This window comes from Bacillus sp. 22475, assembly GCF_052044835.1.
Taxonomy (GTDB): Bacteria; Bacillota; Bacilli; order Bacillales; family Bacillaceae_G; genus Bacillus_A; species Bacillus_A cereus.
The window spans coordinates 111,532-126,864 of the sequence record NZ_JBQENW010000012.1 but is presented as its reverse complement, the minus strand read 5'-3'; the positions used below and the strand labels follow the sequence as shown (position 1 = coordinate 126,864).

The following is a 15,333-nucleotide window of genomic DNA, read 5'->3' as shown; positions in this document are numbered from 1 at the left end:
CATTTAATTAAAAATGTTAAAGATCCCTTTAACATTTTTATCTTCTATTGTAAATAAACCTATTATCATCTATTTTGACTTTAGAATCATCGAAAATGACCTTTTGATTCTGGAAGTTTTGAAAAGTAATGGGTGCTCCTTAGGCACCAGAATGAGTGACACAAACCTTTTGGTTATAAACTCCGCCTCTTATGTAGATAGTACTTCCTTCTTTTTATAAGCATTCCTTCTCAACTATATAGTTAAAACTGACGATTTATATTTTGTATCAATAAAAATGTTTAATTGAAATTTTGGAGAGAGTTTTATAAACGCACAAAATAATTAATGTTTATTTTATTCTTAATTATAATATTAATTGTAATATACCGAAAGTTAATTTAAGATTTAAAATATATTCTATATAACAAGGGGGCAGAATAGTGGATGTAAAAGTTTATTTTTCTGATTTTTTCGAAGTAGAGCCAAAAGTACTTGAGGAGTATGGTGCATTTGATGTATCACTTATAAATGACCTTCCTTTATTTATTGACCCCTTTCTTCTATTTAATAGTCCAAAGGAAGAGTATCAGGTGTTACACGAAAATATGGTAAGATATCTTGGATTCCTAAGAGATAAAGCTCAAGAAGGTACGATTTCCTTAGGTTTATTGAAATCTTGGTTCATGTTTCCTGAGATTAAGCAAAACTGGTTGGGATTTTCAAAGAGTGGTAATGGAGGGAGTGGTTTAGGTAAGGGGTTTGCAGTTGCATTACATAGTAACTTAAATAGCGTGCTCTCAAATTTTGGAAAGGAGAAAGTCACGAGAAGCAGTCATCTTGAAAAGCTTTGTATCATAAAGGACAAGGTGGGTAAAGACAATATTAGTGATTTTACAACTAGATTAATCCATGAATATCTTCTAACATATACCCAGAATTTCGCTTTACAATATCTAAATGTAAAATTTGTGAAGAAGGTTTCAGTTAAAAACGTGAGGTTTAATTATAAAACAGAAACTTGGGAAAGCGACACATTTCATTTACCGTTTATGAATGGTGATTATGTACTCTTAACTCCAATTGATATCTTAACAAAAGATGATACCTGGATAAATAAATCTGACTTGGTAAAGGATTTTTCATTAATTCCAAGCTGCATTGATAATGAACAATTAAGGTTTCAAATCAATAATTATTTTACTTCAATACTTCCTAAAAAACCGTCCACCAAAGATCGGAGTATTGCAGTAAATAGAGTAATATCTGAGTATCCTGAGTTAGTAGATTATTATATAAAGTTTAAAGAACAACAAGGAGATAAAGCGCAAGTAATGAGTAGTGAAAAAGTAAAAGAATCTACTCTGTTTTATATAGCTAAGTTTAAGGAACTTATTGAATTGCTTGAAAAGAAAACAGATTTTTATAAAATACAAGATGATACTTTTGATGAATCGATGAAGAGAGTCATGTTTTTAAAGCATGTTATTGAAAATAATGATGGTTATCGAATATTTTATTCAAAGGGCATTCCTATAAAAAAAGAAGAAGATTTACAAATCTTATATAGATTGACTTGGTTTGCAACTGATTCAGATGTAAATAGAGAAGTAAATAATGGAAGAGGGCCAGTTGATTTTAAAATATCTAAGGGGAATAAGGATAAGACCATTATCGAATTTAAATTAGCTAGTAACTCTCAGTTACGGAGAAACTTGCAGAATCAGGTGGAAATATATGAAAATGCTAATGAAACAAAAAAATCTATAAAAGTAATTTTGTACTTTTCTGAGGGTGATGTAACAAAGGTAAATAACATATTACATGAACTTGGTTTGCAAAAAGCAAATAATATCATTCTTATAGATGCTAGAAACGATAATAAACCTTCAGCTTCAAAAGCCTAACTGTATTTTATATGTACTGTATCTTGAATTTTTTCAAATGACTAAAAATAATAAGGACCTTAGAAAGGATGCACATTTTATTTGTGAAAAAAGCGAAAGAGAATATAGAAATTTAATCATATAAACAGAATAGTATGATCAATATACTATTGGTCATACTATCCTTATAATGATTGTTAATCACGTTTAGAATTAAACTCATCAACTTCTAGTTTTAATTCATATAATTTTTTTCCGATAGGCGTCATTGCCTCTAAAGAGGTTTGTGCACCTTCAAAAAACTGGTCTATAAATATGTTTCTTACCCCTATTATCATTTCTGATTCAGTAGTTACTTGTGGAAATAAATCCATAATTAGCGTAGCTTCCATTTCATATTCATTATGAGCAATATCTGCTATACTGAACGGATCATAGTAATTAAGAATTTTATTCACCTGATTGTGTATATTGTGACTATGTCTACTCTTGAGATTGTCATAATAACTATCAAAGTCTAATTTTAATCCTAAATCTTCAATTACTTCATTGCTAATATTAGGATTTATTAGTTTTATAAAATCTTTTGGGTTAATAAAACAAAATGTCTTTCCATTGGTTTCTCTACTAAACTCTTCTACAAGTTCTCTTCTTACATTTACAACATTATTATGCTTATCTGTGTAAGCCCAATCAATCTTCTTCTCTGCAGAGATGAAGATAACGTCTGAGGATAAGTTTAATATATGAGCCCAGACAATATAATCACCTTCACTATTTTCTTCTTTTTTTCCATCTTTGTAGCCAGGTGGTTTTTTCTCTGCAAACCTTTCTTTAGCAATTTTAGTTAATTCTTTTTCATTACTAAAATTCTCAGGTGTATACTTTGCATTTGTGCAAATTTCTTTAATACTGTCTAATATTGGATCATTATTGAACAATTCTTTAAGTCTTTGTTTAATTTCAAGTAACCCTTTTTTATATTCATTTAAATTTTCAACATATTTTTCTTGCAAATTAATAACATTTTTATAAACTTCTAAACCTTCTAGCATAGGTACTCGTTGATTTAAAGGTTTAGGTTTTTGTAGTTGAGATACAATGTTATCAATTTCATTAATTCGCTGTATTATTTCTGTTGGGCGGCGTTTAGCGAACTCTTTTATAACTTGTTCAGGAATTCTAAGTCTATTTTCATTGTTTAACTTTTTTAATATGTTAAGTACTTCATTAACTGTGACTTCTCTCCATTGATACGCAGATAAAAGTACATTAGTGTCGACTACAACTAAAGCGTTATTAATAATTTTTTCTAATGGTTTTGGTTGAAAAAAATAGCTTTCCCAATCCTGCATGTTTTTACCTACTTTCTATTAAATCTTATTTGTTATATTTTATCATCTATATATAGAGAATATAAAGGTAATTTTATTGTTTGTATATATAAAATATAAAATGTATGCTATTAGGGAACTTTAGATAAAATGTACAGGAATAAATGTAGAGTGTTGGTTAACGTTAACAATACATAATACTTCAAAAGACTTTCTTAATAGATTCTATTTTTTAATGATCTGATGCAAGTTAGAGCATTTATACTATAAGCTACAGTCACTTATTTAAAGATGAGGGATAAATAAATTTTGTGAAGCATCGAGGAAAAGCTAGATTTATTAGTTTTAGAATGGTTAAGATTGAATAGGCAAGGGGGAACATTTTATTTAATGGAGAAAATTAGAAATTTATTTCTAGTAAAATAAACCATCTAATGATAACTTAATAATGGACTTATTGAATTTACCATATTTAAATTTTAGGAGGGATAGAATGTCTACGCTAGATAGTAAAAAACACTATCATGATGCAACTCCGACTTGGAGTGGATTTAATCATCAGGGGCAAGTAGCTTTATTAATAGCTCTAGATTTAATAAATGAAAAAAATATTATAAGTTTTGAAGAGGCAAGTCCATATAAATTAGAGTTAGAATGGATTGAAGATATTGCAATAAAAAAAAATGAAGAATATGTTTCAATACATCAGGTAAAAGCTTATAAAAGTAATAATTTAAGTCTTTATAGTGATGCTATATGGATGTTATTAGGGAAATCATATCATTTTAATATACAAAATTCATACTTGCATACTGTTATGGCAGTAACTCACGATTCAGAAAATATTAAGGCGTTAGAAGCTGGAGACAAAAGTACTTGTTATAAAGAAGTGATTCTACAAAATAATGTTTTTGATGAAGTGCATTCTAAATTTGCTTCATATTCATATGAGGGAGAGAAAAACTACTGTGAATTAACAGAAATAGATGGGCTAATTAAAAAACGAATAGGTGAATATATTAACAAATTAGAGAATGTTCCTAAAACATCTACCCAAATTGATATTACTTATTTATTACTATCAGAACTTATACATATAAATGTTCTTAAAAGACATTCAAAAATACAGCAGGGACTAGTTACACAAAATAATCAATCAAGGACTGATATTGATTGTGTGGCATTTTCTGATATTTTAGCAGTATTATTCGAAAATTATGAAGAAAGTAGTGGGGAATATTATATACAGGAACTAAAAAAAATATTTTGTGGGAGTGCTGAAGAATTTTTAGTGGATTTAAATGAACAAGAATCTACTAAAGAAGAAATAGAAAGCTTTTTATTAATAGTAAATTATATATCGGCTCTAGAAAAAGATGATTTTCTATTATTTTGTAAAATGATTTCTCCAAATGAAAAGGTAAATGTACTAAATCTAAGTTCTTGTCATACGTTATTACCGAAATATGGTTTATACGATAGTTTCTTTAATGCAATTAATACAATCAAAAGAGCTCCCGAAAAAGATAGAAATGAAATTAAATATATTTTGGATAACAAAATATATTTGCCAACTGCAATAAATGCTAGTGACAGGCAGGCTAGGAATATCGCAAGAAAAATATTAAATAATGAGACTATGTTAGATTATTTATTTCATATTGACACTATGATATCCGAGCGGATCGAAATGGAATCAATTGCGCACTTTGCAGAGAAAATTAACGAAATTTCTCCATCTGAAATGGGTGAAGTGGATGTGAATAATAGAGAAGAAGATAGAATTACCAGAATGAAAAAAATTAGAATGGTTACTATTAATACTTCAAAGGAGGAGCTTAATTAATGAGAGATTTACTAAAAAATATTTTTAATAATGCAGATTTTAATGTTATTGAAGAGGTTCAATTGGTTAATGAAAAAACTTTTTTAGCAATTAGTAGAATTGATTGTAAAGTTAATTACTACTTAGTTGTTTTTATTAAAGAAAATGTAAAAAATTTTTTGGAGGAAGCAGATTACAGTGCTTTTCTTGAGTACATGAAAAATGAAGTATTTTACAATAGTAATATGGAAAAAAACTTTTCCCTATTAGTTTGTTTAAATTACAATAAGGAAATAGATGTAGAGATGCAAAAAGATATTTATGAAATTGAAGAGAATCCATATGATTTTAAGAAATATGTATTAATATACTCGGATGAGCAAGTTCAAATGCTTAGTAAGGAATTACTATTACCTAAATATAGAATGCTAATACCTGTGGAAGGGATAAAAAATGTATTAAATAAAATACTAATAGATAATGCTCGCTTTTATAATTTTAAAAATTATATGAATGATACTGTATATGATTTAATAACTAAAATATTCATTAAATTGCCTTTTTTATCTACGGAAATTGGTAAGGAAAAACAAATGGAAAATCTCCAAGAGAAAATTAAGAATAAATTAGATGAAGAGCTAAATGAATTGAAAAAAGACTGTATTACATATGGAAATTTATTGGAGGAAGATGAAGAAGAACAAATATTAAAAAAAATATACGCGAAAGGAGGTATAATCATTGACTAAATATAGAATTAATAAGTTATATATTAAAAATTTCAAGTTAGTTAAGGAAGCGACTGTTAAGTTTGAAAGTACTGACATTGTGGTTTTAGATGGTCCGAATGGTTTTGGTAAGACAACCATTTTTGATACTCTGGAATTAGTTATAACAGGAAATATATCAAGGATAAAAGATGATGATGGAAGAAGGACATATAAGGATATACTATTTTGTAAAGATGGCGATTCTTCTGGGGAAATTCTCATTAAAGTAGAACTTATAAACGAACAAAATAATAGAGTAACAATAGTGAAAAGACTACCAGTTGAAAAATATGTACCAATCACACAGCGTAAACCAACTAATTTTTCTATTTTTGATACACATATTCTTGAAGATTTTGAAGAAACTATATCTGAAAAAAATAAAAAAAATCAAAATGATGTCGAAGCCTTTTTTGGGACAGATGATTTAAGTAGATTGTATAACTTGTATTATTATATACAGCAAGAAGAAAGTACTAGATATTTGAAAGATTCGGAAAAAAGACGTAGAGATGAAATAAATCATCTTTTTAACACTAAGAAAGAAAAACAAGAATTAGAGTATATAAAAAAAGTAATAAAAATACTTAATAAAGAAATAAAGGATTTAAATAAACAATTAAATTTATTAAGAGCAGAAGAAAATAATATTAAGCTACCAGTTGAGATAACCAATGTGTTAGAACATAAACCAATTATAGAAGGGAAATGCTTAGGAGAATGGGATAAAAAGGATTTAGTTGTACAAAGTGAGGATCAGAGAAATAACTATATAAAAGAATTGATGGAACTAAGAGAATTTATTAATGGTTACGATGATTTTATACATGCTAAGCACAATAAGGGAATAGATTCTATTTTAATGAACAAAAATTTAATTAAAGATACGATTATAATAGGTTCACAACTATCGAATTTTGAAGAAATAAGTATTTTATATCAGCAGCAACAAAGGGTATATAAAGTAAAAAGTCAATTAGAAGAAAAAGGTTCATGGGAAAGTATGGAGAAAAGAGACCTAATTGATCTTGAAAAAATTCTTAAGATTGAGATCGATATACCTTCAATAGAAATTATTTTAGATAAAATTGAATACTTGAAAAAAAGAATGAACGGTGTTTCACAAATAGTAATGGACTTGAATGAAATTAGGCAGCGGTTATTGGAAAAATTCAATCAGTACATAAATTTTACAGATGATGGAGATAAGGAATGTCCTATGTGTGGGCATGAATGGACGGATAGCGAAGAACTAATTAGAAATATAGAAAATAAGAAACAGAAATATAGTTATATGTATGATGAGGATGCAAAAGAGATTGAAGGTTATTCAAAAATATTATCTGTTGATTATTTTGAACCAATTATTAAAGAAATAAACAACTATTTAATTAATGTTACCCCGCAAATAAAACAAGATTTTTATGAACAGCTAACCATATCAATGAAAAATAGAGATATGGTCGTAAAATTCTTAGAATGGTGTGGAAAAAAGGAGATTGACATAGACTCTATTGTTAATCAGGGATTATCTTTTGTTAAGGAAGAAGAAATATTAGTAAAAGTAAATGCTTTATCGCAGGAAATAGAAAAACTAAAGGGAAAAGTAGATTGGAAAATTGATGAATATGAATTGATATATAATAAATTTTATATGATATATAACAATATATTTAAAGGTGAAGCAGAATTAATTAGTAAAATAGATAACAAAGATATAGAACACAAAATAAAATATTTAAATTGGTGTTATGAACAAAATTTATACAAGAAGCAAGGTGAAATTGGCAATCTTATTAGAAAAGAGACAGAGAAGTTGGAATATCTTCAACTAAAATTTGAGAAGGCGAAGAAAATAAGAGATGTATACAGTTCTTGTATTAATGAATATGAGTTGAAAATAATTAATGATATAGAAATCCTTTTTTACATTTATAGCGGACGTCTATTACAATACTATCAAAGAGGTATGGGGTTATTTATCCAAAATACAACGGGTGGATTGAAATTTGTTGCTAATTCCGAAACTGACCATGATGCAATAAACTATCTAAGTTCGGGACAACTTTCCGCTTTAGTCATTGCTTTCACACTTACTTTAAACAAAATTTATAGCAATAATAATTTAGGTTTACTTCTTATTGATGATCCAGTACAGACAATGGACGATATCAATATGGCTTCTTTGGTTGAATTACTTCGAAATGAATTTAGGGAACGACAAATCATTCTTTCAACTCATGAAGACAATATTTCAAGATATATAAGATATAAATTTAGTAAATATGGACTTAAACATAAAAAGCTAAATGTAAAAGAAGTTTTATAATTAATATATATAGTTGAACTAAAACGAAATGGGTAACTTTATCCGGTATTCAAAGAAATACAAAATTTAAAATGTATTTCTTTGAATACCATTATTTTTATATTCGTATAAAAAAATTAAATAAATGTTGTATTATTTAATTGTAATATAAAGGTGGCTTTTAATGTGTACAAAACTATTTTTCAAGGAGTATAAATATGTTCAAATGCTTATGAAAAATCATTTTGAGTAAAAGTTAATTTGTAAAAGTATATTTAAAATATAAGATGGTTGCAACATTAATACTTTCAAAATTTCATAATGGAACATATGTAGAACGTAGTAAAATACTTTATGGTGAATACCTTGAGAGTTGGTTTAATACGAAGAGGCACAGTGTTGGTATTCAAACAGTCGTATTATTTCTTCACTAGGAAATATCAAATTTGCAAAGCTTAATCATTGCATATGCAAAACTACGTCAATTCACTACGAGATGAAGGTTTAATGCGAGAGAGAATTAAGAAGGCAATCAAAGTCATTCGGAATGCTCTGAAATATACTATAAACTTGAAGTTGGTTACTTAAATTATTGCAGCGAAAACAAAGTTGTCTAAAGCTGATAGGAAAGAGTTAACTATGTAGAACGAACAGGAAGTACAATTATTTTTAAAAGCTGCACAGGATGTTAGGTATGCTATTGTCTTTCACAAGGCTGCTGTGACTGAAATACGACAAGATGAATTGTTAGGGGGGGGGGAGAGGTTGATTTAGAAAAGGAATACATAGAAATTAGCCAAACGTTAAGTCATGATGGGAAGACGTTTTTAATTGGATGAAAAAGAAAATCAAGTTTAAGAAAATTACTACTATACTACCTGCATCAATAGTAGTGAAGCTAAAGAAATAAAAAACAGTCGTATTTAAATAGATGCTGAGTCAATGTGAGCAATACCAAGACAATGACTTAATGTTCTCAAATGAAACACTTCTATTATTAGATCATGAACAAAAACCGCTCCTAATTTGCAGGGCGGTTAGTTTACGATATTAAGGTAAAACAATCTATTTAAGCAGTATTAAATAAGTTGTTTAGTAAGCTCGAAGAGTGTAGAGTCATTATGTGAACCAAGTGCTTTAGAAAAAACGTTTTAATCTAAAGTTATATTTTAATGGTGTCTCTTTTTAATTGAATAGTTAGAGTTCAATGTTGATGTAATTGATTTACATATTGATGATTAAACAGATAAAGAAATGAATTTGAAGGAATGCTAAAGAGTTACAAGGCAGTGGATGCTCTAAAAATAATTAATCTTTAAGATATTTTTTGAGAGAATTGGTTGTTTATATCGTGTCATTGACGCTATGTTTTCAACGGAAGCCCAAAAATAAACTACTCTAAATATATTTAGAGTAGTTTATTAATTAGATTTAAAATATATTTGTCGGATCATCATCTGAATATTCTTCAACATTTGACATATTATCTACAGCTCCGGTATTTAGAAAGTTATCAAGTAAGAGAAAAGCATTTCCAATATCATTAATCTCTAACGCAAGCCTGTAATGATCGACTTCCCCAGAAATATTTTTATAAGGCCTAATTGGAGGTAACCTTTTTATCCAATCTCTATAAAATTCCCTGTCATAATGATACTCTCCATTTTCATTATCCCAAATTCCATGATTTTCTAAAAATGTATCCTTATCATATTCTTCATAATAATCCTCATCAGCAGAGATCTCAGCCCATGGGAATAAGTGTGTAAAAACTTCTTTATAAGACATCATGGGAAAATATATAGTTGGATAGTTAAATTCTACCCTTTCATATTCGGTATCCTCATCAATAATTTTTAACGTTAAGGAGCCTTTACCAGATGACTTATTTATCCACTCTTCTGATTCTAATACCAGTTTATTACCTCGTTTTATTTCATTCATCCATACTTTATCCATTACTAACTTGTGAAATCTTCTTTCATAATCTGTTTGGTTTTCAGCAATTGTCTGTAATTTAGATTTAGAGTTAAAGTTTAATATTTGATTAGATGGTACAAGAATTTTCCAACCGCTTTTTGTTCGTTTTATTTTTTCTTCGATAATATGTTCCCAGTAACAAATTCCATTTTTTACATCACACAGCACTAATATAACCGGTAGTGAATGCTTAAGCCAATAAGTTAAATGTTTCATTTCACCGTAGAAATAAAAGCCTTCTTTATTTTTCATTTTAAAGAAGCTTTCACCAGATTTTATTTGTAGTGCTATTAATTTTCCGGTCGCAGTACTATTCTCAACCAGTTCTAAGTGTGCATCTATCCCATAATCATCGGTAGGTTGTTCTCGGAAAATCCAACATAATTCATCGTTTATCGCTTCATCGACTAAGCGAATTCCTTTTCTTTCAACCTGTCGGTTCCCCACATTTGGGCCCATTTGTTTGACCTCCGTATGTCTATTTTATTGAAATCTATTATTATAATTTATGATAACACCATCAGGTCTTGATTAAAATTAAAAATATATAAATACATAATAATACTTGTTATGAAATTTAAGGTTATGAAGGTATTTATGGATAAGGTTTATTAACTCTGATGAAGCAATGTTACCGCCGGAAATATTAATTTTTTAATTGGATAAGGTTTAATTTTATATAACACTCTCTATGGAAAAGCTTTTGCTAACTCATTTGATATAAATAACTTGAATAGTTTTTATAGTGATCCGCATAAATATGTAAGGTTATTAATTCGGTCTGCTTTGCCTTTTTTCAGTATTTTTTACGGAATAAATATTATTAGAAAGCTGATAAACAGTATTGATATAAGAAACCTTTTGAATGCATTACTTTCAAATATTAATGTGGTTATAAATCAAATAGTGATTTTAAATAAGGAATCTATTATTAGCAAGAGTTTATTTAAGTATTTGGCATTTTTAATTGAAACTTACTATCAAACTTCAATAGTTTGTGTTGAAAAAAATATGATGGAAGTATATAACGATTCCTTTAAATCACTTAAACGATTTTTTTTATTAATTAACCAGGAAGTTACACAAGAAATATTAGTTTTTTTGGATGCAAGACTACATGAAAAAGTACCTGCTCAATTACTCAATGAGGCTTTGCAAAATGATTATGTAAGCTTACATAAATCTTTATTAACACATCGCGTGGCTTTAATTAAATCCCTAAATGCTAATACTTGTCATGCAGAGATTCCGAAATGTATTGATGTATACTTTTCATTAGAACCTACGGATCAATTACCTGATTTAAAAAAGGATTTTCATACAATTTTACATCAATTAATTTTGTATTTAGATTCTAACAAATCTGTGCTATTTCGAACGGGAATAGAACAGATTGAGAAATTTTGCGAAAGAGAACTACTTCAAGATCTACAGAGAATTGGTGAGCTTTTGATATACAGACATTTATCATTAAATGCAATTGAAGAAGGAAATACAAATTTAATAAGCTATTTAGTTTATTCTATGAAAATAGAGGTAGTAGAACGACCGGTCGCTAGTTGGACAAGAAAGCTTCAATCAAAAAGAAGGAATAGTACTTATGTAGAGGAAGCTATAATTTTTCTTGTTTTACAAGTTTTTTTGAAAAGTATCGAATTATCTGGATATACAGCGACTGGGTTTGTAATAAAATATTTAATAACAAACCACTCCAAAGGAGATATTTAAAAGAATACCTTCAACTTATTTGTTGAAAAAAAGGGAGAAGACCAATTTTTTCAAAAGCTAAACTAAACAATCAAAACTATTCAGATATAGATGTCTATGCGGTCTTTAATGAAGAAACTATTGAGTATTGTATGCAAAAAATAGCGATTATAATATATACTCAGTAACTTTACGCTATTGGAAATTATTTCTAGATCCTAATGGGGCGTGATCTAAAATAAACTTAACGATTGTTGATCCTTCTAAAGTTAAAGAGACTAAGGAATACCTTAATATTGAAGAAGAACAAGAGGTTGGAAGTGGAGTATAAGAGATATACATTTTAGTAATTATCCTATTGTTCTTATTCGTAAAATAACAATTTTTGTTCAGTAGTTTATAAATAAAAAAGAAATCATATCTGTAAAAGTACGCAGGTACGATTTCTTTTTTATTTGGATTACCTGAAGTATTATTAATTATGAGCCGATTTTATTTAGGTTGTCGGAAAACAGTTTCTCAAATTGATTTGATGTGATTTCACTTTAAGTTTTATAAAAGTAGACATTGAGTCTTTTGATAGGTTTTGGTTTATTTTAGGATTATGAGAGTTACTTTTCATCTTAATAATCTACATGAAATCCTTTTTTATGTGTTGAATTGTAGTATTCGTCATATAAAATTTCTAATAACTTCTACTTTTCTTTATCACTTAAACTTTGGATTGCTTCTACTACATCTTCTGCAGTAATTTGATTTCATTAAAAGTCTTTCTTTAATTGGTCCATCTCCAATATCAATAGATACCTTAATTTGGTTCATAAGTGAATTTTTTCTTGATTATACTCTCAACTTTGTGGGTTATTTTCATTGTCAAATAACTTTATTTCTAAGCCGCTTAATCTACATGATTCTTTCCCATTTTCAATTGGATATAGAAAGTCTTGAAATTCCTCACTTAAATCCAAGCTACTACTATTAAGATGTATAAACTCTATTAAATTTGAAATGAAATATCCAAAGGATAAGTTCGTAAGTTTGTAAAAAGAAAAGCAGTGGACACCATCATTTTCAATTGTATTACCTTTTTCCCAATATTTCATAAAGATATCTGAACCAAATGAAATATGATTAAGATAACCTTTATTATTTATTAAGGCTTGTTTGACTCCATTTGTAAAATTGTATTCTTCTGAAAATCGAATAGTATTTTCATATCCAAAAATTCCATTAAAGATTTTCTTTTTAATAATCATTCCATTCCTATTTGCTTTATTAATGGCATTAATAAATTTTGAATTCGCAGTTATTGTTGATTTTATCTCTATTATTCCATATACACTTTCTGGAAGAACAATTACAAAATCACCTTCAGAAAAAAGGGTAGGAATACTATTATTATATATAATAAGGTCAATTTGACTTGTAATTTCTCTACCATTTCTAACGAAACCTGTTCCAACAGAAACATTAGATGGCAAAACTTTTTTTAGATGGTTCATTAACAACAATTCTTTAAATCTACCATCCTCTCCCCAATGAGCATCTCCTATAAAGTATCTGATTCTGTCTTGGATAGCTTTGAATTCTGTAGTTATTGATTTATGGTATGAAAGATAGTTAGCATTTCTACTCATTTGAAATCACCTCATAATTAATTTATTAAAACAGCCAGTCAGTATTTAATGCTCCTTGTCTTATACTATAGCAAAAATATGAAAGATAATTCATAGGGAAAATAGAATAAATTTATTATCCGAGATAAATACAACACAAAAAACCGTCAAACATTGTTTGACGGTCTATTTTTATTCATATTTAAGTAATTCGTCAAGAATATGATATTTTAATTGTGTTTGAATTGACTGGGGGTTTAGATATTTTGACATATCTGTAAAAATCCCATCAATATCTGTCAAATTCGTATCTGTGTATATCAATACAAAGATATCGTATTTTTTAAAATATGATTTATGCTTTTCCATTTCTTTTTCAAAATTTTGTTGTGCTTCTGCATTTATTTCCTTTTGTAACTTTCCTTTTGTATTTTTAAGATAACCATGAGTTGACCATGGGGATAATTCAAAGCCATATTTATTTAAAGTCTTTGGGTCAATTATAGTAAAATCAAGCCTATATTTATGATTATCGGCAATTCCATCATATCGAAATTCTGGAATTAATAACGGAACATTTTCGGGTTCTTCTGAATTTCTTACGAAGTCACAATATCTTTCTGCAATTGCCATTTCATATTGTGAACCAGAAGCCCTAACCATTGTGTTTTTAAAGAATGATAAATACTGCTCAATATCATAAAATTCAATTTTTTCCTCAGTAAAGGGTATTACTAGACCAGTTTCTACTACATGACCAATTGTCCAATAATTCTTTTTGAAATGTCTTATTTCACTTTGGTCGTTCTCCCAATTGCCATTGCTAAACCTAGGGGTTACAAGAAGTCCATAAGATGCGTTTTTTTGACCAATCCACATGGTTGCTTCCTCTAATCTAGGACGCTTTTTTGATAATGATGTGAAATTTCTTAAATAGGTTCTTTCTAAGAAGATAAAGGTATATTCGCGCATTACCTTATGTTTTTGTATCAATTGAAGCAGCTCATAATTGTTACTATCTTTTTTTCTAGCCCCCTTAGAATCTAAGGTTTTAATTAACCCTTCCATCCAGAGAGCAACAAAATGGTCGGGGTCCAAAATGACTGCATTTGTAATATCCATGAATTCAGCATGTTTGCCGCCAATTTTAGCATTAAGCTGTTGTTGGGTAAAACCAGTTACTTTTAAAACATCAGGTAATAATTTATTTAATTTCTTAGTTCTTATAGCAAGTTCTTTACTAATTGCTGTATAGGTCATGTTTAACCTCCGATATATATTTTTCTACTTAAAATAATAATTTATATATTATTATTTTTCAATAAAACATTTTCCATTTTTTACAGGAAACTGCTACTGTAAGTGATAGGGAATTAATGTAAGAGTGTATATTTGTTTTAGTTTTTTTCTTTTGTTGAAAAAAGTTTTATGATGTTTTGTTTGTATCATATTTCATTTTTTATAGAAAGTATTACACGTAACTATAATAAAGTTGTAGAGACTACGATTAAAATGAACTAGGTAACTTAAAAAATAAGTTTGGTTGTGAAATTAAACAGTGATTCGACGGAGTTCTTTCAATGAGCTTGATATTTGAATATGCAAAACAGCCTTCAAAATTGATGAAGTTTAAATTAAAAATAAATTGGTTTTATAAAGTAATATAATAAGCTTTAATTAGATAAAGCAGGGGGGCTGAATTGAAAAAGAGATTGTATAACCTATTGGGTTATGATTTGATAAAATATATATGTGAGCATGGATATAGGGTTAATAAAATTAATTTGCATATGGATAATGAAGTTAGCAGAGAAAAAGTATATTAAATTTTGAAGGCTGCTCCAACGTGGGGATTTATTGCAGGGTATGCAGTTAACATAATAGAAGAGATATTGTAGGGAATGTGAACAATTCTGTGAACACTGATG

Annotated in this window: 9 protein-coding genes and 1 pseudogene; 5 read left to right on the top strand and 5 right to left on the bottom strand. The window is 28.1% G+C overall.

Annotated elements, in window-relative coordinates; translation table 11 throughout:
• Positions 1 to 21: 21 nt before the first annotated feature.
• Positions 22 to 214 (bottom strand): annotated as a pseudogene (locus tag ACTJJY_RS19460) (DUF5123 domain-containing protein); the annotation flags it as partial.
• A gap of 208 nt (positions 215 to 422) precedes the next feature.
• Between ACTJJY_RS19460 and ACTJJY_RS19455 the strand changes: the two are divergent.
• On the top strand, positions 423 to 1,886 hold the full coding sequence (locus ACTJJY_RS19455) for a hypothetical protein (protein WP_440606324.1): 1,464 nt from the start codon (positions 423 to 425) through the stop codon (positions 1,884 to 1,886).
• A gap of 176 nt (positions 1,887 to 2,062) precedes the next feature.
• On the opposite strand, the gene ACTJJY_RS19450 is transcribed toward ACTJJY_RS19455, so the two are convergent.
• The gene (locus ACTJJY_RS19450) at positions 2,063 to 3,220 is read right to left on the bottom strand and encodes a PIN-like domain-containing protein (RefSeq protein ID WP_440606323.1); all 1,158 of its coding nucleotides are present in this window, start codon (positions 3,218 to 3,220) and stop codon (positions 2,063 to 2,065) included.
• A gap of 472 nt (positions 3,221 to 3,692) precedes the next feature.
• Between ACTJJY_RS19450 and ACTJJY_RS19445 the strand changes: the two genes are divergently transcribed.
• The 3 genes from ACTJJY_RS19445 to ACTJJY_RS19435 are packed head-to-tail and all read left to right on the top strand — an operon-like array spanning position 3,693 to position 8,123.
• Positions 3,693 to 5,045, top strand: a complete 1,353-nt coding sequence (locus tag ACTJJY_RS19445; protein WP_440606322.1) for an ABC-three component system protein — start codon at positions 3,693 to 3,695, stop codon at positions 5,043 to 5,045.
• Positions 5,045 to 5,773 carry an ABC-three component system middle component 1 gene (locus ACTJJY_RS19440; RefSeq protein ID WP_440606321.1) on the top strand — a complete coding sequence of 243 codons (729 nt, stop codon included), beginning with the start codon at positions 5,045 to 5,047 and terminating at the stop codon, positions 5,771 to 5,773. The genes ACTJJY_RS19445 and ACTJJY_RS19440 overlap by 1 nt, the downstream gene beginning before the upstream one ends.
• The gene (locus ACTJJY_RS19435) at positions 5,766 to 8,123 is read left to right on the top strand and encodes an AAA family ATPase (RefSeq protein ID WP_440606320.1); all 2,358 of its coding nucleotides are present in this window, start codon (positions 5,766 to 5,768) and stop codon (positions 8,121 to 8,123) included. The genes ACTJJY_RS19440 and ACTJJY_RS19435 overlap by 8 nt, the downstream gene beginning before the upstream one ends.
• Before the next feature lie 1,410 nt (positions 8,124 to 9,533).
• Here ACTJJY_RS19435 and ACTJJY_RS19430 read toward each other — a convergent pair.
• The gene (locus ACTJJY_RS19430) at positions 9,534 to 10,541 is read right to left on the bottom strand and encodes a DUF4365 domain-containing protein (RefSeq protein WP_440606319.1); all 1,008 of its coding nucleotides are present in this window, start codon (positions 10,539 to 10,541) and stop codon (positions 9,534 to 9,536) included.
• A 402-nt stretch (positions 10,542 to 10,943) separates the two neighbouring features.
• Here ACTJJY_RS19430 and ACTJJY_RS19425 point away from each other — a divergent pair, with 402 nt between their 5' ends.
• The gene (locus ACTJJY_RS19425; RefSeq protein ID WP_440606318.1) at positions 10,944 to 11,810 is read left to right on the top strand and encodes a hypothetical protein; all 867 of its coding nucleotides are present in this window, start codon (positions 10,944 to 10,946) and stop codon (positions 11,808 to 11,810) included.
• An 827-nt stretch (positions 11,811 to 12,637) separates the two neighbouring features.
• On the opposite strand, the gene ACTJJY_RS19420 is transcribed toward ACTJJY_RS19425, so the two are convergent.
• Both ACTJJY_RS19420 and ACTJJY_RS19415 read right to left on the bottom strand, forming a co-directional pair.
• Positions 12,638 to 13,426 carry a DUF6602 domain-containing protein gene (locus tag ACTJJY_RS19420; protein WP_440606317.1) on the bottom strand — a complete coding sequence of 263 codons (789 nt, stop codon included), beginning with the start codon at positions 13,424 to 13,426 and terminating at the stop codon, positions 12,638 to 12,640.
• A gap of 171 nt (positions 13,427 to 13,597) precedes the next feature.
• The gene (locus ACTJJY_RS19415; protein WP_440606316.1) at positions 13,598 to 14,665 is read right to left on the bottom strand and encodes a hypothetical protein; all 1,068 of its coding nucleotides are present in this window, start codon (positions 14,663 to 14,665) and stop codon (positions 13,598 to 13,600) included.
• Positions 14,666 to 15,333 lie beyond the last annotated feature (668 nt).